Genomic DNA, 20,188 nt, shown 5'->3' on the forward strand with positions numbered 1-20,188 from the left:
CTCGTGGCGTAGCGCCGCTCTCATCCCGTGACGAGGGCGGCCAGCCCCCTGACGAGGAGGACGAGCGCCGCGACGACCGCGAGGACGAGCACCGCGCCGCGCATCCGGCCGCCGCCGTCCACCCGCCGCCGGACCGGCCCCGACAGCGCGAATCCGGCCACCACCGCGGGCAACAGCATGGCACCGAAGGCGAGTTGCTCGGCGGGCAGGCGGCCTACGACGGTGAGGGAGCCGAGCGAGAGCAGCGTCCCTGCCGTGTAGAAGACGCTGAGGGTGCCGCGGACCGTGGGCCCGGGCTCCCGGTGGTAGACGAGCGCGATGAACGGCCCGCCGATGGACGACGTCGTCCCGGTGAGGCCCGCCACGGCGCCGGAGGCGAGCAGCGTGCCCCGGTTCCTGGGCAGCCTGGCCGGGTCGAAGGCGAGCAGCGAGACGACGCCCAGGGTGATGCCCGCCGAGAGCAGGTCGAGCGTCGGCACCGAGACCACGAGGATCACGTACGAGGCTGCCACCGTGCCCACGATCCGCCCGGCCATCGCCCAGGAGACGCCGTACCAGTCGGTGTGGGAGATCTCCCGGACCGCCCCGAGCGCGGCCAGGACGGCGGCGACCAGGAGCAGTGACCCCGGCATGAGACTCGGCGCGGCGATCTGCACCACCGGCGCCGACACCAGGGCGAGCCCCACTCCCAGGCTGCCCTGGACCAGCGCGCCGAGGAACACCGCGACGGACGCGAAGACCAGGACGGACAGTTCAGGCATCGACGGGCACCCCTTCGCGCATCCGCTCCCCAGCCGCGCGGGCGACCCGCTCGGCCGCGACGCCCGCCACCACGAGCACCGCCGCGGCCACCCACCAGCCGAGCGAACCCGAGCCGAGCAGCAGACCGGTGACCATCACGGGGCCGAGGACCCGCTGTCCGGCCACGCTCAGATTGAAGACGGACAGATAGCGTCCGCGCTGCTCCTCGGGGGCCAGGGCGATGGACAGGTCCCACACCGCGGAGTTGGCGATCACCTCGGCCAGGGACAGCGTCACCACGGCGGCGGCCAGCCACGCCACCGCGGGCCCGCCCGCGACGGAGCCGGACGCGGCGAAGCACAGACTGCTCACCGCGAGCACAGCGCCCGTCCACGTCAGCATCCGGGTGGTGCGCCGCTGGCCGGTCGCCAGCTTGCTGACCGGGATCTGCAGCACCACGACGAGCACGGTGTTCAGCGCGAACAGCACGGACACCGTGGCCCGCGGGGCATCCGTGTGCTCCAGGATCCACACGGGCATCGCGACCAGCAGCATCGTGTCGAAGAAGAACAGCAGGAAGTTGAGCCCGGTCAGCGTCAGATAGCGCGCGTCGGGCAACACCCGGCCCTTGACCGGCCGTTCCGCCGCGCCCTCTGGGGCGGTCTCGGACGCCGGCGCAGCCTCGGCCGCCGACGCGGCCAGCTCGGGCACCCGCAGCACGAGCACCGCACCGCCGAGGAAGGCGAGCCCGATGGCGACCAGCGTGACCCGGTAGGCGGCCTGGGTGTCGCTGGCGAGCGCCACTCCGGCCGCCATCGCGCCGACGCCGAGTCCACAGTTGCGTACGACATTGACCACCGCGAGCAGTCGGGTGCGCTCCTGACGCTCCGGCACGGCCACCGCGACCAGTGCCTGGAGCACCGGAGGCGCCGCCCGGTCGCACGCCACCGCGCACAGCGTCACCGCCATGAACTGCCAGAAGTCCGTGACGAAGACGTACGCCACACAGCACACCCCCCGCCCCAGATACACCGCGGCGAGTACCCGCCGCGCCCCGTACCGGTCGGCGAGGACCCCACCGAGCAGCGAGACCCCCAGGGCCACGACACCGGCGAGGGCGAGCCCGGAGGCCACCTGGTTCGCCGAGAGGTCCACTTGCCGGGTGAAGTACGCCATGGAGCTCGCCATGAACAGGCCGATGCCGAGCGACTGGACGAGGGCTGCGGCGGCGAGCCTGCGGCCGCCCGCGGTGAGCTTCACGTCACTCGGCCCCGAAGTCGAAGTCGACCTGGTCCTCGAGCTCCATCTCGCGCACGATGCGCCGTACCCCGGAGAAGTCGCGCACCAGCAGGCCGGTGCCGGCCTGGCGGCGGCAGTCCTCGACGATCTCGTCGGCCTGCTCAAACCCGGCCGCCCGCAGGATGCCGGGCCACACCGCGAAGTCCTGCTCCACGAAGGCGTGCAGCGCCTTGGGCAGCGAGTCGACGAAGGTGCGGCGCTGTTCGGCGTTCATGTGCACGTACAGCGCCTTGGCGACCTCGACCATGACGGAGGAGTGCGCGGACTCGTCGCGGGCGTGCAGCCGGGGCACCAGGGCGTGCAGCGGCTGGACGGTCTTGTCGCGGGAGAGCAGTTCCAGATAGGCGTTGACGCTGATCTCCGAGACGGTCGTCCACACCAGCTTCAACAGGTCCCGCTCCCAGCGCTCCGACACCTTCGCGTCGGCCTCGAGGAGCCGGCGGTAGGTGACCGTGTGCGGGTAGGCGGGCTCGCCGGTGACCTGCCGGACCTCGCGGGTGCGCTGCATCGCGATCATGTGCATGTACGTGTGCCAGACCTCGTCCACGTGCGTCTGCTGGACGGCGCGCTTGAGCTGGACGCTGTCGGCACCGGGGAAGGCGCCGTGCATGATCATGGCGAAGGTCGGGTTGGCGACGTGCTCCTCGGCCGCGATGACCCGCTCGTTGTAGACCAGCCAGGCCATGGTGAGGACCTTCTGGCGCTGCTCGGGCGTGGCCGCGAGGTACAGCGGGTGCTCGGCGAACGGCAGCAGCCGCTCCGGGTAGTCCGGCAGCTCCTCGTCGTACTCCTCCGGCTCCGATATCTGGTCCAGATCGGTGCGGATCGTGGCGCGCCGCGGCCAGGAGTCGGCGATCCGGCGCAGCACGCTCTCGTCGATGCCGTGCGCGTGCCCGTCCTCGTGGTCGCTGTCGATGGTCTGCTCGTGCTCGGCGATGCTCAACTCGGGTCCCCTTCGGATGCGCGGTCTTGTGCGTCTAGTGCGGCCGACGCGATGGAGTCGGAGAGGAGGGCGAGGCCGGGCGCCAGCTCTTCGGCGTCCGCCACGATCGGCGGCATGATCTTGAGGACCTGGCCGCGGGCGCCGGACGTCTCCACCAGGAGCCCGCGCGTGAAGGCGGCCCGGGACACCCGGTCCGCGAGCGTCGGGTCGGTGAAGCCGAGCCCGCGGATCAGGCCGCGGCCCAGCACGGTGCAGCCGAGGTCCGCGAACGTGGCGGCCAGTTCGGTGAGTCGGTCCTCCAGGGCTGCGGCGTTGCGCCGCACCTGGGCGGCGAACTCCGGATCCGCCCAGCGGTCCAGGCAGGCCGTGGCGGTGACGAAGGCCAGGTTGTTGCCGCGGAAGGTGCCGCTGTGCTCGCCGGGGCCCAGCTGGTCGAGCTCGGGGCGGACCAGGACGAGGGCCATCGGCAGGCCGAAGCCGCTGATGGACTTGGACAGGCAGATCAGGTCGGGGACGATGCCCGCCTCTTCGAAGCTGAAGAAGGTGCCGGTGCGCCCGCATCCTGCCTGGATGTCGTCGACGATCAGCAGGATGCCCCGCTCGCGCGCCACCTCGGCGAGCCTGCGCAGCCACGGCGCGCTCGCCGCCGCCAGGCCGCCCTCGCCCTGCACGGTCTCGACCACGAAGGCCGCGGGCAGGTCGATGCCGCTGCCCGGGTCGTCGAGCAGGCGGGTGAGGTAGTCGATGGTGTCGACGCCTTCGCCCGCGTAGCCCTCGTACGGCATCCGCGTGACGTGACCGAGCGGCACCCCGGCCGCCCCGCGCTTGAACGAGGTGGCGGACGCGGCGAGCGCGCCGAGCGAGAGGCCGTGGAAGCCGCCGGTGAAGGCGATGATGTCGGTGCGTCCGGTGACCCGGCGGGCCGTCTTGAACGCCGCCTCGACGGCGTTGGTGCCGGTCGGCCCGGTGAACTGCACCCGGTGGTCGAGCCCGCGCGGCGCGAGCACCACCTCGCGGAAGCGGTGCAGGAACGCGGCCTTGGCGCCGGTGTGCAGGTCGAGGCCGTGGACCGGCCCGTCGGCCTGCAGGTACTCGATGAGGGCGGCGCGCACCTCGGGCGGGTTGTGGCCGTAGTTCAGCGCACCGGCGCCCGATAGGAAGTCGATGTACTCGCGGCCTTCCGCGTCCCACATGCGGTGTCCCGCCGCCCGCGTGAAGACGGCGGGGAAGCGCCGGCAGTAGGTGCGTACGGCCGATTCGAGCTCGTCGAAGACGGCCGTGTCCGATCCGGGGGTCGCCGGCCCTGCGGTGACCGGTTCGGCGGTGGTCATGAGGCACTCCAAGGGTCGATGCCGGTGATCTCGGCCGTCTCACGGGGGGTCAGGGCGGTGCGCGGGGAGAGCGGGAACCAGCCGGCGACGCTGAGCCGCAGCAGTTGGCGCATGCGGTCGGCGATCAGCTCCGGGGTGTACCGCTCTTCCACCTCGGCCGCGTCGATCACCGGGGTCGGCGGGAAGTAGCGGCCGCCCGGGACGGGGCGTACGACGGCGTCCCACAGGTTGAGGCTCTGGCCGCCCCAGCGGGCTCGGCCGCTGAACACCGAGTACAGCGGGAGGCCTTCGGGGTGCGGCCGGCTCAGCGCCTGGTTCACGGCCTCGCTGACCATCTCGACGATCAGCCCGCAGCCGCCCGCGGCCCGGGCCCTGCGGGCCTGCGCGAAGAGCGCGAGCGCGCCGTCCAGGGCGTCGCCGTGCCGGGCCAAGCCGCCGCTCTGCGGGGTGTAGCCGAGGTGCGCCAGGGTGGGCGTGCCGGTCGCGGCCACCGCCTCGATGCAGTCGAACTCGCCCTCGCCCGCCACCTCGATCTTGACGGCGTCCGCGCCGGCCGCGACGAACCGGTCGGCGGCGGCCCGGGCCGTGGCGGGGCTACGGGTCGCCCCGTCCGGCAGGTCGGCGAGCAGGAACGGCCGCCTGGCAGCCGGGAATTCGGCGTCCATGGCCTTGCGCACCTCGGCCACCAGGCCGGTGAGGGTGGCGAGGCCCCACTCCTGCTCGGCGTCGCCGGTCAGCGTGGTGCCGCTGCGGCCCAGGTGTGTCATGAAGTACGAGTCACCGACCATCACGCATTCGACGGGGGCGTCGTGCAGGTCCGGCACCCGCAGCGCCTCGGCGAGGCCCTCCACCTCGTAGCCCCGATACGCGTTGATCTTGAGTCCGAGTTGTGCCGGGCTGTCGTAGCGGTGCAGATACGGAGCCAGCGCGGCAGCCGCCGCCGGCCTGGCCACGGTGGTGTCAACGGTCACGGCCGCCCTCCCAGTAGATCTTGTTGATACGGCCGATGGCGTCCGTGACGACCTCTTCGGGTGCCGCGGTGAAGCAGAGCCGGGCCCAGCCGTCGCAGTGCGCGCCGAACACCCGGCCCGGTGCGAGTCCCACGCCGGCCTCGGCGCAGCGACGCACGAACTCCGCGCCGTCGCCGTACCGGCTCAGGTCGAGGAAGGTGTAGAGCCCGCCCTTGATGCGGGTGTGCGGGATCTCCAGGGCGGCGTCGGCGCGGCGCCATGCGCGCTCGGCCGCCGCCCGGCGCCGCGCGAGCTCGTCGGCGGGTGTGGCGAGCGCCCGGAACGCGGCGTACTGCGCGGCCGTGGAGACCGAGTACAGCGTGTGCAGCGACCACTTGGTGAGGACCTCCTCCGCGCCGGGCGGCGAGATCAGGTGGCCCACGCGGGCGCCGGGCATCGCGTACGTCTTGCTACAGCTGTACACCGAGAAGGTGCGCTCCGCCGCGCCGGGGACGGTCGCCATGTCGAGGAAGCCGCCGTCGCTGAAGTCGTAGTTCTCGTACGCGTTGTCGGCGATCAGCCACAGGTCGTGCCGTGCGGCGAGCTCGGCGAGCGCGCCCAGGGCACGCTCGTCCAGGCGGAAGCCCGTCGGATTGTTGGGGTTGTTGAAGTAGATCGCCCGGGTGCGCGGCCCCACGGCCCGCTCAATCGCGGCGATGAAGTCGAAGTCGGGGTCCTCGCTGAGCTCCAGGAAGACCGGCACCTCGCGCGGCGTCCCGCCGGCCGCCCACACCAGGCCGGTCGCGAACAGCCATTGCGGGGACAGGATGAGGACCTCGTCGCCCGCACCCAGGATGGCGTGCAGGGTCACCGCGATGGCATGGGTGGCGCCGCTCGTCACCAGGACCTGCTCGGGGGCGACGGGGGTGCCCCGGCGTCGGCTCGCCGCCTCGGCGAACGCCGAGCGCAGCGCGGGGACTCCGGCGGGCGGCGCGTGCTCATGGGCCGCGATCCCGAACTCCGCGCGCTCCCAGGTGCCCGGCCGCACGCAGGGCTCGAAGACGGTCTTGCCCTGCTGCAACGGCACCGGTTCGGTGTGCGCGCCGGAGCGCAGCAGCCGGTCGACGGCCACCAGCGGGGAGGGCGGTATCTCGCTGAGGGTTCTAGCAAACGACGGCATGGGGGGTGCTCACTCCTGGACTTGGAACGGGCCCGTGCTGAGCGGGAGTTCGGCTGCGGCGCCCCGGGCGGGCCGGTCGATGCCGAGGTTTCCGCGCAGGGTGGTGCTCTCGTACTCGGTACGGAACAGGCCCCGGCGCTGGAGCTCGGGCACCACGAGGTCGACGAAGTCGTCCAGGCCCTCGGGGAGCACGGGCGGCATCACGTTGAAGCCGTCGGCGGCCTCCCCGGTGAACCACTCCTCCATGAGGTCGGCGACGTCCTGGGGGGTGCCGATGACGATGCGGTGCCCGCGGCCCCCGGTCAGGGACTGGTACAGCTCCCGGACCGTCAGCCCCTCGCGGCGCGCCTTGTCGTAGACGAGCTGCTGGCGGCTGGTGCTGCCCTGGGTGGACGGCAGTTCGGGCAGCGGCTCGTCGAGCGGGAAGCCCGAGATGTCGATGTCGCCGAGGAGCTGGGTGAGCAGCCCCAACCCGACCACCGGGTCGACCAGTTCCTGCAGTACCGCGTACTTGTCCTCGGCCTCGGCGCGGGTGCGGCCGATCACCGGGAAGAGACCGGGCATCACCTTCATCTGGTCGGCGTCGCGCCCGTAGGAGGCGGCCTGCTTCTTGATGCCGCGGTAGAACGTCTGGCCCTCGTCCAGGGTCTGGGCGGCGGTGAACACCACCTCCGCCCAGCGGGCGGCGAAGTCCTGGCCGTCCGCGGAGGCGCCCGCCTGGACGAGCACGGGGTAACCCTGGGGCGGGCGCGCCACGTTGAGCGGACCGCGCACCGAGAAGTGCTCGCCCTTGTGGTCGAGGACGTGCAGTCCGTCGGGGTCGAAGTAGCGCCCGGACTCCTTGTCGTACCCGAACGCGTCGTCGTCCCAGCTGTCCCACAGGCCGGTGACGACCTCCATGAACTCCCTGGCCCGGTGGTAGCGCGATGCGTGGTCGGGCTGGGAGTCGCGGTTGAAGTTCTTCGCCTCGGCGTCCGTCACCGAGGTGACGATGTTCCAGGCGGCCCGGCCGGCGCTGAGGTGGTCGATCGAGGCGAACTTCCGTGCGATGTGGAACGGTTCGTTGTACGTCGTCGACGCGGTCGCCGCAAGACCGATGTGCGTGGTGTGCACGGCGAGGGCGGACAGCAGCGTCAGCGGGTCGAACTGGAGGAAGCGGCCCCATCGGCTCAGCTCGTCGGCGTTGCGGTACGGGGTGCGGATGCCCACCCCGTCGGCGACGAAGAACATGTCAAACTTGCCGCGCTCGGCGGTGTGCAGGAGCTCGCGGTAGTGAGCGAAGTCCAGGCCGCCGTTCGCGCGGGCCGTGGGGTGCCGCCAGGAGGCGACGTGGTAGCCGGGGGCCAGGAGAAAGGCTCCAAGACGGAGCGTACGGCGTGTCACGCCCATGGCAGGTCTCCGGTGTCCTTGCAGGTGAGGAGCTTTGGATCACGACGGACACTAGATCAGGAGCCGAGCGGGGACACGGTTCTGCGTGCACTGTGGCTTTACTGCGGAAAGCTCCTTCTGCTTCTTTTGATGACCGCGCGATTACCTCCCGATGACACCGGCGGAACGGCGCAGGCCCCGCACCCTTCGGGGTGTGGGGCCTGGTGACGCCGGGGGCGCCCTCGTGGTGTGCGCTCAGCGGGGGCGCGTGCGGGAGGCGCCGTGCGCGGACTCGTAGTGGTGCTCGGGGCGGCCGGCGCCCCCGTATTTCAGGGCGAGTTGGACGCTGCCACGTTCCTGCAGGTGCTTGAGGTAGCGCTGCGCGGTGGAGCGGCTCACCCCGGTGAGGTCGGCCACCTCCTGCGCGGACAGCGCCTTGCCGGCCCGGAGCAGCACGTCGCGGATGTGCTCGGTGGTCGCCGCCGCGTACCCCTTGGGCGGCGCTTCCGTCTGGACCGGTGCGTGGAGCGTGCCGAAGATCTCGTCCACCTCGCCCTGGCCCAGGGAGTCTAAGCGGTCGAGGCGGTCACGCATCTGCGCGTAGGACGTTAACTTGGCCCGCAGCGCCGCGAAACCGAACGGTTTGACCAGGTACTGCAGGACACCGTTGCGCAGCGCCGAGCTCACCTGCTCCGCACCGTGGGCCGCCGAGACCATGATGACGTCGGTCTCGTGGCCGAGCCGACGGAGCCTGCGCACCAGCTGCAGCCCGTCCTCGTCGGGAAGGTAGTGGTCGAGCAGGATCAGATCGACACCGCCGCGTTCGACGGCCAGCAGCGCCTCGGCGGCCGTGTGGGCCCGGCCCACGACGCGGAATCCTGGAATGCGGGACACATAGCGGGAGTTGACATCGGCGACGTAGAAGTCGTCGTCCACGACCAGCACGTCGATCACGATGCCGCTCCCGTCGCCACGGGCGGATTCCGAGGCAGCCGGACCGTGAACACCGCACCACCACCCGGCCGTTCGGCCAGCCGGACCGAGCCGCCGTAGCGTCGGGCGACGCCGTGGACGAGCCTGCGGCCGACCCCCCGACCGTGATCCGGCGGCGCCTTCTTCGTCGAGCAGCCCTCGCGGAACACCGCCGCTCGCCGGGCGGTGGGCACCCCCGGCCCGTTGTCGGCGACGCTCAGCACCGTGGCACGGGGCTCCGCCCACCTGCCGACCTCGGCTAAGGGCTTCGCCGGCGGGTGCCCGGCCGCCGCGTCGACAGCGTTGTCGATGAGATTGCCGAGCACCGTCACCAGGTCGCGCGAAGCGACGGCAGCGCGGGACGGTGGCGGCCTGTCGGCGAGCCGGAGCGTGACGCCCCGCTCGGCTGCCGCCGCCCGCTTACCGGCGAGGAGGCCTTGGAGGAGCGGCTCGGACTCCCGCTCCTGCGGCGGGTGTGACTCCGGCGCGTGGCCTCGCTCCGGTGCGGGATCGCCGGAGAGCTCCGCGACGAACTGCCGGGCCCGTCCGTACCTTTCCAGGTCCAGCAGGCCCGCGAGGGTGTGCGGGTCATTCGCCAGTTCGTGGTCACGAGCCGATGGCGTTGCGGCGAGAATTCGTTGGCCCTTCAACTTCCCCCCAGTGCATGCGGAAGATCAAGATCGTCGGTCCCTGCTCTTCCTACACGGTCAGAATGAGCAGAACAATCTTTCCGAGGTAAAGCCGAGGTATCCGCCAAGACGGTCCTGACCTGGGCTCACGCCCCTAGCCTTGGTGCCGCACGCAGCCGGTGCGTGCTCTTCAGGAGTCCTGGGAGGTGCTGGTGAGCTCTGGAGCAGAACGGTGTGTTCTGGCTTTCGTGGACAGCGACTATGCGGACACTCCGTACGACAAGTGGGCGGCTGATACGGGCGTACGGCCACACCTCCTGGTCTCCGCGGCCAAATTCCCGCAGTACAGTCACGTTCCGGACGCCGTCTCCTTCCCCGACTACCGCCAGGGCGGCGGCGAGGAGCGGACGGCCCTCGACCTCGCCGAGCGCACGCCGCCCAGCGCGGTGATCGCCCGCATGGAGGGCGACTTGCTGCGCGCGGCGCGGCTGCGGGAGCTGCTCGGCGTGCCGGGCCAGGACTACGCCAGCACCCTCGCGTTCCGCGACAAGGTCCATATGAAGACCCTGGTGCGCCAAAGCGGCCTCGAAGTACCGGAGTTCGCCCCGGTACGCGTGGCCTTCGACCTCTTCGGCTTCGTCCGCGAGCACGGCTACCCCGTGGTGGTGAAACCGGCCCTCGGTTCCGGTTCCACCGGCACCCAGGTGCTCCGCGGCCCCGCGGACCTGGCCCGACTCCTCGCCGAAGGCCTGCCCGAACACGCCGAGGTCGAGCGGTTCGTGGAGGGGCAGATGTATGTGGTCGACGGGCTGGTGGCGGCCGGCGCACCAGTGGCCACCTTCGTCTCGCGCTACCTCAACGACTGCCTGTCCTTCCACGACGGCATATACCTGGGCTCGGCGCAGCTCACCCGCGACCACCCGCTGACGGACCGGCTCATCGGCTATGCGCGAAAGGTCCTCGACGCGCTGCCCACCCCCGAGTGCGCCACCTTCCACCTGGAGGTCTTCCACACGCCCGACGACCGCCTCGTACTGTGCGAGATCGGTAGCAGGACCGGCGGCGCGCTGACCGCCCCCGCCATCCACGCCGCCACCGGCTTCAACCTCGACGAGCAGTGGTTCCGGGCCCAGGTCGCCCCCCACACCCTGACCGATGCCAGGATTCACGGCGTCGCGCCCGGACAGAGCGCGGGCTGGGTCGTCTTCTATCCCGAACGGGCCACACTCGCGGCCCTGCCCGAGGACCCCCCGCCCTTCGTGGTGGAGGAACGCCTGCGGGGTACGGTGGGCACGGCGTACCAGGGGGGCGTGAAGTCCGCGCACTACCTGGCGGCTTACGTCCTGACCGGCGCCGACGACCAGGAGGTCGAGCAGCGCGCCCAGGAACTCGCCCAGTGGTACGCCGCGGGGGTGCGGTGGACCGGACACCACGACGAGGACGACCACCCGCCCCTCAACTGACCGCAGACCCAACCCTCTTCGGGCCGCACAACACCTGACGCTTCAGGACGCCGCCCGACAACGGGCGGCCGCTCACGATCCCCACCTACCCGCTCACGCACACCGGCGCCCTGGCCCTACACCTTCCCTTCCTCGGCTCCGCAGCCTGCAGCGCCGGGCAGCGGCAAGGTTGTCTCCGCGAAGGTCCCTGAGGGTGTGAAGGTCCCTGAGGAGCTGCGTATGGCCCGCTGGGCTTGCGTCGAGAGGAACAGCAGGTCAGACGGGTTTTCAGCCCAGCGCGCGAAGTCCAGCTAGCAGGAGTGTCAAATGAGCGTCACGGCAGGCAGGGCCGACACTCAGGTGTGCATTCAACCGCTCCGCGTGCGGCTCAACAGCCCGTGCCGTCGAAGCCATGCCCGGCAACAGTAGTGACGGTCACTGAGCGAAGGCGCACCGAGCGCCCTGACGACACCTTCGGCCGCCTGCGGCCTCGCCCCATACCGGAAGTGTTGGCCACGATCCCACCGATAAGGTTGGCTGCCGCGATCTCGGCGAGCTCGACCAAGTCTGCGTCCCTCAGCGCCACCGCTGCTGAACTCGCCCTGGCCTGCCTGACCGAATCCGTTCACGGTGCACACCGCCCCGGTCCACCACATCCGGCTCTGGCCTCCAGGTTCTCGGCCGAAGCGAACATCCCTCCTCTCGTTGCCAGTTCCACCCTTTAGGATTTAGGCGGGGGTACAGCCAGGCTTCCCGAACGCGCCGACAGAGATGCGGCAGGTACGCACGCAACACAAGCACCACACACGGGGAGCCGCATGCTGGAAGGCCGGTGGACGACGGTCACCGAGTCCGAGTACGAGCACGAGCGCCGCGGTCTCGAGGCGATCCGCAGGCGGCTCCCGGACGAGGAGCCGTGGCGCGCCTGGTCAAACTTCACGTTCACCGCGAACAGCGGGCATGTCCGTGAGAGCGATCTTCTGGTGGTAGCGCCGGCCGGGGTGTTCCTGGTCGAGCTGAAAGACTGGCACGGATCAGTGAGCGGCGGCGGCAACGACTGGGTACAGACCACACCCGGTGGGACCAGCCGTCGGCACAGCAATCCGCTGCACCTGTCGAACCGAAAGGCCAAGGAGCTGTCGGGCCTGATCAACGAGGTTTCCGGCCGCCCCGGGGGCCGACCGAGGATCTGGGTGGGTGAGGCGGTCTGCTTCACCGACGACAAGCTTCGGGTGAATCTTCCGGCCGCCGACATGAATGGCGTATTCACGGTCAAGCGATTAGTGGAGATGCTGGCCGAGCCGCCGGGAGATGCCCGCCACCGGACCACGGCCGAGACGTCCCGCCATGTCGACGCGGCTCTGAAGAAGCTCGGTATTGCGCCCATCCGCCGCCATTACGAGGTGGGTTCCTACCTCCTGGAGGCGAAGGCGTTCGACTCCGGGCCAACCTGGGCAGACTATCTGGGCCGCCACTCCCAACTGCACGATCTGGCGCGGGTACGGGTCTTCCTCAGTGAACGTGGCGCATCCGACGACGAGCGGCGTTCGGTGGAGCGGGCCGCCGCCCGCGAGGCCTCGGTCCTCAGTCGGTTTCGGCATCCAGGCGCGGTGCAGCTGAAAAACTATCTTCCGTCGGGGCATCCGGCCGGGCCCACGATCCTCTTCGACTACCACCCGGAGACGCTGCGCCTGGACGACTACCTGGTCCAGCACGGGGAGCGTCTGGACCTGAAGGGGCGCCTCGCGCTGGTGCGGCAGCTTGCCGAGACGGTGCGTTCCGCGCATTCTCGGCGAGTTCACCACCGCACGCTGTCGGCGCACGCGGTGCATGTGATTCCGCGCGACCGTGGCCCGCGCGAGCGAGAACTCGGCGAAGAAAAGCGCTGGCTGCGGCCGTGGCCGCAGATCGCGGACTGGCAGATAGCCACCGGCCAAAGCGCCAGCGGCGGCCGGCCGCTGACCCTGGCACCGACCCATGTGTCGGGGTTCCATCTCTCGGAGCAGGCTGATCCGTATCTGGCGCCGGAGATAAGGATTCCGAAGGCCGATCCGGTGCGCCTCGATGTGTACGGGCTCGGCGTGCTCACCTATCTGCTAGTCACCGGGCAGGCGCCCGGTGCGAGCCAGAACGAGGTCATGGCGCGCCTGGAGGCCGGCGAGAGTCTGCGTCCGAGCGCGCTGGTCGACGGTCTCCATCCTGACGTCGACGATCTGGTGGAGGCATCCACCGCGTACGAACCGGGCCGGCGTCTGTCCACGGTCGACGATTTCCTGGAGATGCTGGAGTACGTCGAGCAGGCGTTCGTCGAGGAGGCCTCGGTCGGCGGGGGCGGTTCTGCCGACGCGAGCGGGGATGGTGGTTCGGCCACAAGCACGGGCGAGGAGCGGTCCGGGCCGGAGAAGGATCCGCTGGAGGCGGTGGCCGGGGATGTGCTGGCCAGGCGCTGGGAGGTCGTGCGCCGACTCGGTACGGGCTCGACCTCCCGGGCGTTCCTGGTACGGGACTTGGAGGGCGAGCCGCGCCGGAGCGGCGCCCTGCCGGTCGCGGTGTTGAAGGTCGCGCTGAGTGAGGCCAAGCACGCGGTCCTGGATCGGGAGGCGGAGGTCCTGGGCCGTATCCACCGGGATTCCAGCATCATCGCGCTGTACGAGCGGGAGCCGCTCACACTGGCCGGACGCCGGGTCCTGGTCCTGGAGTACGTGGGCGACAGCCGGGAGTTGAAGGAGCGGGACGGGGGCGCGGGGAAGGGGCCACGCCGCCGTGAGGACACCGTCGCCCGCCAGCTGCGGGACAACGGCCGCCTGGGCATGGACCAGTTGGAGGCCTACGGGAAGTGCCTAATCGGCGCGGTGGAGCACCTGGAGGCAGAGGGGATCTGGCACCGGGACCTGAAGCCGGACAACATCGCGATCCGAATCCGTCCCAACGGCACCCGGCAGCTGGTGCTGATCGACTTCTCGCTCGCCGGGTATCCGGCGAAGGAGGTCGAGGCGGGTACCGAGGGCTACCTCGACCCGTTCGTGGGGATCATTACGCGCGGCTCGTACGACGGGCATGCCGAGCGGTACGCGCTGGCCGTCACTCTGTATGAGATGGCCTCGAACGAGCTGCCACGCTGGGGCGACGGCTCGGTCACGGCCCGGCAGACGGACGCGAAGGAGTGGCCGTACCCACACCTCGCATCCGACGCCTTCGAACCGGCCGTTCACGACGGCCTGTTGGAGTTCTTCCGTAAGGCGCTGGCTCGGGACGTGAAGGACCGTTTCCCGGACCTGAAGCCGATGGAGCGCGCCTGGCAGCGCATCTTCCTGGACGCACAGCAGACGACGGCGCCGAGCACCGGTCACGGTGAGAAGTCGGGGCGCGGCGCGAAGGGCGGCACAGACGCGGTCGCCCAGTCGGCTACGGAGCCGCGGATCGGGCGGGAGGACGACGACGTCTCCGCCGAGCAGGTCCGCGACCAGCAGGCCGAGCGTGCCGACCGGAAAACGCCACTGTCGGTGGCCGGTCTGACGGTCTCAGCGCAGTCGCAGCTGTTTGCGATGGAACTGAACACCGTCGGGGACGTCCTGGAGTACTCGGCGAGGAAGTTCCTGACCGCGCCGGGCATGGGTTCGCGTACCCGGGAGGAGATCCAGCGCCGGCAGAAGGAGTGGAACACACGCCTGGGCAAGGCAGCCCCTACGCCGCTCAGCGCGGAGGCCCGCAAGGCAGCGGGTCAGGAGCTCTCCGACCTGGAACGGACGGTAGCGGAGTCGGTCGCTGCGGCCGGCGCGGACGTCACCGACCCGCAGGTGCTCCGCGGCCTGAGCCTGGATGCGCTCGCCTCCCGCCTGGTGCCGAGGCCGTCTGGTGGTAACGCCCGCTCCAACGCCAAGGAGCGTGAGGTGGTCCGGCTGTTGCTGAGGCTGCCCGACGAGGCGGGCAAGCTGCCCGAGGGCCTGGCGTGGGTCCGGCAGCGGGATGTCGCCGATGCGGTAGGTCTGACCGCGGGCCGTATCCCGCACATCGTGAAGAAAGCGCGCGAGCGCTGGCACGAGGACGCTGCCCTGGAGCTGCTGCGTGAGCAGGTGGTGGAGCTCCTCACCGAGCGCGGCCGGGTGGCCCCGGTGATCGAGCTCGCGGATGCACTGATAGCCCGGCGTGGCACGCAGCACGTGGAGCGGCGCGACCGGCGTGCACTCGCCGTCTCGCTACTGCGTGCGGTGGTGGAACGCGAGAGTTACAACGAAGACAACGAGTCCCCGCCACTCTTCCGCTACTTCCACGCCCGGATGCCCAAGGGCACCGATCCGGTGCTCGGCCTGCTCGCTCTGGACGTCCGGGAAGACGTGGACGGCCCGGACACCCCGACGCTGCCCGCCTTGCAGGAGTACGCCCTGAGCCTGGGCGCGCGGGCGGACCGGCTAGCGGCGCTTGAGTCCCTGCCGACGGCGAGCACGGTCCTCACCGAGCTGGACGCGGTGCGCCGGCCGCCTGGCAGCCTGGGCTGGGACGAACGGCGCACCGCCGAGATCGCAGTCGCAGCCTCCACCCGGGCGGCCCTCACCCCACGTCTGGAGATCTACCCGCGCGACCTGCACCTGGTGCGCGCGCTGCGGATCACCCAGGCCGGTGTGGTCGCCGTGCAGCCGGGCGTCGAAGAGGAGCGGCAGCCGGGCCTGACGGTGGACGCCCTGCACAAGCGGGTCGCCACCCGCTTCCCCGACCTGGGCACCGATCCTCTCGCACCACGCGAACTGCCTACAGGCAGCGCCCTGGTCCGCGACCTGAAGCAGGCCGGCTTCGAGCTGAAGCTGGCCACCCGCTACGACAAGGTGCTCCGGCTCATTCCGGAACGCCCGGCCGGAGACGCCACCGCCGGTCTGACCTCCGGGAGTTGGGGCGCATCGGCGGCGCGCCGCTCCGCCCCCACCCAGTACGACGCGGACGCGGCCGTCGCCGCCGCCGTCAAAGCCGAGCAGCGCCTCGCGCACTCGGCACAGCAGGACGGCTTCCGAGTCCTGACCGTGCCCCAGCGGCGCGCCGAGGCCGCGGTGCGGTGGCTGGCCGGCAAGCCGTACGGGGCGCGGCCGGTGTCGCTGACCGGACTCTTCGTGGCTGAACTACGCGGCGTGGTCAGCGAGGCGGCCCGCCCGACCTGGGAGACCATCCTCAAGGCGGACGCCGCCGAACCGGGCAGCCGGGCACACCAGCAGTTGCGCATCCGCACCGACAAGGCGTGGGGGCGCATCGAACCGCGGCTGCGGGAGCGGCTGGCGGAGGAGCCCGGCCCGCTGCTCCTCACCGACACCGCGGTTCTCGCCCGGTACGACGCGCTCGACCTACTCGGGCGGCTCGCGGAGGAGGCACGGCAGGGCGGCAGCCCGCTGTGGCTGCTCGTGGCGCAGTCCGACCCGGCACGGGCACCGCGGCTGGCCGGGCAGAACGTGCCGTACCAGGCGGGGTTCGACGAGTGGGTCGTCGTACCGGATGCCTGGGTAGCGCGTAGACACGTCGCGCCGGACGCCTGACCCGCTTCCCCCTCTCACCTCATCTCTTTCCGTCCTCTCCTACTCTCCACAGGAGCCGTTCGTGATCGACCGCAAGAGCCTCCTCGCCGATCTGCAAAAGCAGGTCAAGGCGGCAGAGAGCGACCTGGAACAGCAGGTCAAAGCCGTCCCCGAGGTCGGGACGCGGCTGCGCGGCGAGTACGACCAGGCCCGGAAGCTGGGCCGTACGGCGGCGACGTGGAACGCCTGGCTCGGCGAGCGGATCACGCAGGTCGCGGTGGCCTGGGTACTCGGCACGGTCTTCGTCCGCTTCAGCGAAGACAACCGGCTGATCGCCGAGCCGTACATCACCTCCCCCGACGTGGCCGGCCGGGAGACCGCCCAGGCGCGGTACGAGGAGTACCTGGAGAAGGACGCCGACCCGACGTACCGAGGATGGCTGGAGACCGCGTTCGCCGAGTTAGGCGCCGGGCAGGCCGGGCGGCTGCTCTTCGACCGCGACCACAACCCGCTCTACCAGATCCCGCTCTCACACGACGGGGCGGGCGCGTTACTCGCGTTCTGGCGGGAACAGCGGGCTGGCGAGGGTCAGGGCAACGGGGACGGCCGGAGTGGGGGCGGCGGCCCGATCCTCGCGCACGACTTCACCGACCCGCTGAGCGAGGACGGCACCGAGGGCTGGGACACCCGCTTCCTGGGCGACCTGTACCAGGACCTCAGCGAGGCGGCACGCAAGACGTACGCGCTGCTGCAGACACCGGAGTTCGTGGAGGAGTTCATCCTCGACCGAACAATGACCCCTGCGGTACGGGAGTTCGGCTTCGAAAAGCTGAAGATGATCGACCCGACCTGCGGCTCCGGACACTTCGTACTCGGCGCGTTCCGGCGCCTGGTGCGCATGTGGGCCGAGCAGCGGCCCGAGGTGGGCTCATTCGAGCGAGTGCGGGCGGCGCTCGAGTCGGTACACGGTGTGGACCTCAACCCGTTCGCGGTCGCGGTGGCCCGCTTCCGACTCCTGGTCGCGGCGATGGCCGCGAGCGGCATGCGGACCTTCGAGGATGCGCGGCGTTACGAGTGGCCGATCCAGCTCGCGGTGGGCGACTCGCTTATCAAGGACCGGCAGTTGGAGCTGCAGCTGGGGCTCGGGCTTGAGGAGCAGACCAGTGCGGCCGGTGACCCGCTAGCTCAGTTCTCGTACGCGACGGAGGACGTGCACAAGTACCCCGGGATCCTAGCCCAGGGGCGATACCACGTGGTGGTGGGCAACCCGCCGTACATCACGGTCAAGGACAAGAAGCTCAACAAGCTGTACCGGCAGCTGTACGACGCCTGCGCGGGCACGTACGCGCTGTCCGTTCCCTTCGCCCAGCGGTTCTTTGAGCTGGCCAAGCAGGGCGGGGCCGACGGAAACGGCTATGGCATGGTCGGCCAAATCACCGCGAACTCCTTTATGAAGCGGGAGTTCGGTACGAAGCTCATCGAGGAGTACTTCGCCCATAAGGTCGAACTCACCGAGGTTATCGACACGTCGGGGGCGTACATCCCGGGGCACGGGACACCGACGGTAATCCTCGTGGGACGACCAGAGAAGGGATCCAAACGACAGGCGACGATCCGGACGGTGCGGAGCGTGCAGGGCGAGCCTACTGCGCCAGAGAAGGCGGAGGAGGGGTGGGTTTGGCGGGCGATCGTCAAACAGATCGACCACCCTGACACCATAAGTCGGTGGGTGTCAGTGGGTGACCTAACACGCACCCGCTACTTCAACCGACAGCCATGGATCCTGACCGATGGCGGCCTCGAAATGAACGAAGCCATCAGCCAGGCGGGCACCGCGACTTTGTCGCAAATCTGTCAGAGCATCGGGTTCAATGCAGTTACCCGCGAAGATGACGCATACATGTTGGGCACGGAGGCTGCGCGCAGACTTCGGGTCCCTGACGAAAACATTCGAACCTTTCACGGTGGTGGATCGGTTCGCGATTGGCAGAAGAATGACGGCGTCGGCACAGTCTTCCCCTACCGGGACGATAGTCGCAAGGCTGAGATTCCAGAGGAAGTCAAATGGATTCTGTGGCCCAATCGCGTCCTGTTGCGGCTTCGCCGTGCTCTCTCCGGCTCACAGGAAGAACAAGGGCTCGAATGGTTCGAGTACTCTAGCTTTAACCCGAAGCGCTACTGGTCAAAATTTCTGATCGCATTCCCATTTGTTGCGACTCATAGCAGCTTCGCCCTGCGGCGTGATCGTGATGGATTCATCCGAACCGCTCCAGTTGTCATGCTGCGAGAGGGGGCATCAGAGGAGGAGTACGTGCGGCTGCTCGGGCTGCTCAATAGCTCCACGGCCAGTTTCTGGCTGAAGATGGTGAGCCAGGCTAAGGGAGGCAGTGGCCTTGGGCGCGGGATTCAAAGCGAAGCCTGGGAGGAGCGCTACGAGTTCACTGGAACCAACCTGGAAGAATTTCCGCTCCCCGTCGAATATCCCACCGTCCTAGCCACGGAGCTCGACGCCCTTGCCCAGCAGGTCTCCGCAACGGCCCCCGCCACCCTCGCCACCAAGGCCGTCCCCACCGCGTCAGCCCTCCGCGCAGCCCGGGGCTCCTACCAGTCCACCCGCGCCCGCATGATCGCCCTCCAGGAGGAGTTGGACTGGCAGGTCTACTCCCTCTACAACCTGCACGCCGAGGACCTACGCCTGCCCGACGTCACCGCCATACCCGAACTCGCCTTAGGTGAACGAGCCTTCGAGATCGTGCTCGCGCGGCGGGTCGAGGCGGGGGAAGCAAGCGGCGAGTGGTTCAAGCGCCACGGGTCCACCCCCCTCACGGAGATTCCCACACACTGGCCCGACGCCTACCGCGACCTCGTGCAGAAGCGCATCGACGCCATCGAGTCGAACCGCGCCATCGGCATGGTGGAGCGCCCCGAGTACAAACGCCGCTGGGCCACCGAGGGCTGGGACGCGATGCGGCAGAAGGCCCTCAAGTCCTGGCTGCTCGACCGGGTCGAGGACCGCGCGTACTGGTTCGACGCCAGCGGCAACCCCACCGTCACCGCCCTCGCCCGCCTCGCCGAAAGCCTTTCCGCCGACGAGGACTTCACGTCCGTCGCCGAGCTGTACGCACCCCGGCAAGACCTCGCGAAGACCGTACGGGAGCTGCTATCCGAGGAGCACGTGCCGTTCGTGTCCGCGCTGCGCTACAAGCCGGCCGGGCTGAAGAAGCGCGCCGACTGGGAGCACGTCTGGGACCTCCAGCGCGAGGAGGACGCCGCGCCTGACGAGCCCGCCAAGCGAAGGATCCGTCAGCGGACGCCCGTTCCGCCCAAGTACACCTCCGCCGACTTCCTGAAGCCGAGCTTCTGGCGTGCGCGCGGCAAGCTCGACGTGCCCAAGGAGCGCTTCGTCTCGTACGGCACGGTCAACGCGCAGTCGCCGGAGCTTTACGGATGGGCCGGCTGGGACCACCTGGAGCAGGCCCTGGCGCTCGCCTCGTACGTCCAGCAGGCCGGGCTCGGCGACGACGACCTCGTGCCGTACCTGGCCGGTCTGCTGGAGCTGCAGCCGTGGCTGGAGCAGTGGTACGGCGAGTACGACCCGGAGTTCGGTGCGTCGCCGGCCGCCGAGATCCTGGCGTTCCGGCAGCAGAAGCAGGGCGAGCTTGGGCTGACTGACGATGCGCTGCGAGCCTGGCGCCCGGCCGCCGCCGCCCGCGGACGCGGCGCGAAAAAGGCTGCCGTGCCGCGGCAGCGCACCGGCGCGAAGACCGCCGTTCAGATATCCGGCACGGACACCGTCATCGATGCCGTCACCAGCGACACAGAGTCCGACTGAGCAGGG

General features: G+C 70.1%; 12 protein-coding genes. 3 read left to right on the forward strand and 9 right to left on the reverse strand.

The genetic code is table 11. From position 1 onward, the window contains the following. Nucleotides 1-20: 20 nt before the first annotated feature. The 9 genes from AB0G84_RS13055 to AB0G84_RS13095 all read right to left on the reverse strand — a co-directional run bounded on the left by AB0G84_RS13055 (nucleotide 21) and on the right by AB0G84_RS13095 (nucleotide 9,434). A complete protein-coding gene (locus AB0G84_RS13055; RefSeq protein WP_361319167.1) occupies nucleotides 21-761 on the reverse strand; it encodes a TSUP family transporter in 741 nt (246 codons plus the stop codon). Further along, nucleotides 754-2,001, reverse strand: coding sequence for an MFS transporter (locus AB0G84_RS13060; RefSeq protein ID WP_361319169.1), 1,248 nt, complete (start codon nucleotides 1,999-2,001; stop codon nucleotides 754-756). The genes AB0G84_RS13055 and AB0G84_RS13060 overlap by 8 nt, the downstream gene beginning before the upstream one ends. 1 nt (nucleotide 2,002) lies before the next feature. After that, complete coding sequence (locus tag AB0G84_RS13065) at nucleotides 2,003-2,983, reverse strand: diiron oxygenase (RefSeq protein WP_361319171.1); 981 nt, start codon at nucleotides 2,981-2,983, stop codon at nucleotides 2,003-2,005. Continuing rightward, nucleotides 2,980-4,314, reverse strand: coding sequence for a diaminobutyrate--2-oxoglutarate transaminase (gene ectB / locus AB0G84_RS13070; RefSeq protein ID WP_361319173.1), 1,335 nt, complete (start codon nucleotides 4,312-4,314; stop codon nucleotides 2,980-2,982). Before ectB ends, AB0G84_RS13065 begins: the two co-directional genes overlap by 4 nt. Further along, complete coding sequence (locus AB0G84_RS13075; protein ID WP_361319175.1) at nucleotides 4,311-5,285, reverse strand: 3-methyl-2-oxobutanoate hydroxymethyltransferase; 975 nt, start codon at nucleotides 5,283-5,285, stop codon at nucleotides 4,311-4,313. Before AB0G84_RS13075 ends, ectB begins: the two co-directional genes overlap by 4 nt. After that, nucleotides 5,275-6,444 carry a pyridoxal phosphate-dependent aminotransferase gene (locus AB0G84_RS13080; protein WP_361319177.1) on the reverse strand — a complete coding sequence of 390 codons (1,170 nt, stop codon included), beginning with the start codon at nucleotides 6,442-6,444 and terminating at the stop codon, nucleotides 5,275-5,277. The genes AB0G84_RS13075 and AB0G84_RS13080 overlap by 11 nt, the downstream gene beginning before the upstream one ends. A 9-nt stretch (nucleotides 6,445-6,453) precedes the next feature. Then, a complete protein-coding gene (locus tag AB0G84_RS13085; protein WP_361319179.1) occupies nucleotides 6,454-7,833 on the reverse strand; it encodes an LLM class flavin-dependent oxidoreductase in 1,380 nt (459 codons plus the stop codon). Between the two features lie 234 nt (nucleotides 7,834-8,067). Next, complete coding sequence (locus tag AB0G84_RS13090; protein ID WP_361319181.1) at nucleotides 8,068-8,766, reverse strand: response regulator; 699 nt, start codon at nucleotides 8,764-8,766, stop codon at nucleotides 8,068-8,070. After that, nucleotides 8,763-9,434 (reverse strand): ATP-binding protein, encoded by a 672-nt coding sequence (locus AB0G84_RS13095; protein WP_361319183.1) that lies wholly within the window; start codon nucleotides 9,432-9,434, stop codon nucleotides 8,763-8,765. Before AB0G84_RS13095 ends, AB0G84_RS13090 begins: the two co-directional genes overlap by 4 nt. Nucleotides 9,435-9,661: 227 nt before the next feature. Between AB0G84_RS13095 and AB0G84_RS13100 the strand changes: the two genes are divergently transcribed. From AB0G84_RS13100 to pglX, 3 genes are all read left to right on the forward strand, one after another. After that, the gene (locus AB0G84_RS13100; protein WP_361319185.1) at nucleotides 9,662-10,876 is read left to right on the forward strand and encodes an ATP-dependent carboxylate-amine ligase; all 1,215 of its coding nucleotides are present in this window, start codon (nucleotides 9,662-9,664) and stop codon (nucleotides 10,874-10,876) included. A 797-nt stretch (nucleotides 10,877-11,673) separates the two neighbouring features. After that, a complete protein-coding gene (pglW, locus tag AB0G84_RS13105) occupies nucleotides 11,674-16,371 on the forward strand; it encodes a BREX system serine/threonine kinase PglW (protein ID WP_361319187.1) in 4,698 nt (1,565 codons plus the stop codon). A gap of 61 nt (nucleotides 16,372-16,432) precedes the next feature. Further along, nucleotides 16,433-20,182 (forward strand): BREX-2 system adenine-specific DNA-methyltransferase PglX, encoded by a 3,750-nt coding sequence (gene pglX, locus AB0G84_RS13110; protein WP_361319189.1) that lies wholly within the window; start codon nucleotides 16,433-16,435, stop codon nucleotides 20,180-20,182. Nucleotides 20,183-20,188 lie beyond the last annotated feature (6 nt).

The sequence above is a fragment of the Streptomyces sp. NPDC020742 genome (assembly GCF_040641675.1).
Taxonomy (GTDB): Bacteria; Actinomycetota; Actinomycetes; order Streptomycetales; family Streptomycetaceae; genus Streptomyces.

Bases quoted from the DNA above. Each gene is read 5' to 3' on its own strand.
- AB0G84_RS13055 (WP_361319167.1), bottom strand. From the start codon at position 761: ATGCCTGAACTGTCCGTCCTGGTCTTCGCGTCCGTCGCGGTGTTCCTC.
- ectB (WP_361319173.1), bottom strand. From the start codon at position 4,314: ATGACCACCGCCGAACCGGTCACCGCAGGGCCGGCGACCCCCGGATCG.
- AB0G84_RS13080 (WP_361319177.1), bottom strand. From the start codon at position 6,444: ATGCCGTCGTTTGCTAGAACCCTCAGCGAGATACCGCCCTCCCCGCTG.
- AB0G84_RS13085 (WP_361319179.1), bottom strand. From the start codon at position 7,833: ATGGGCGTGACACGCCGTACGCTCCGTCTTGGAGCCTTTCTCCTGGCC.
- pglW (WP_361319187.1), top strand. From the start codon at position 11,674: ATGCTGGAAGGCCGGTGGACGACGGTCACCGAGTCCGAGTACGAGCAC.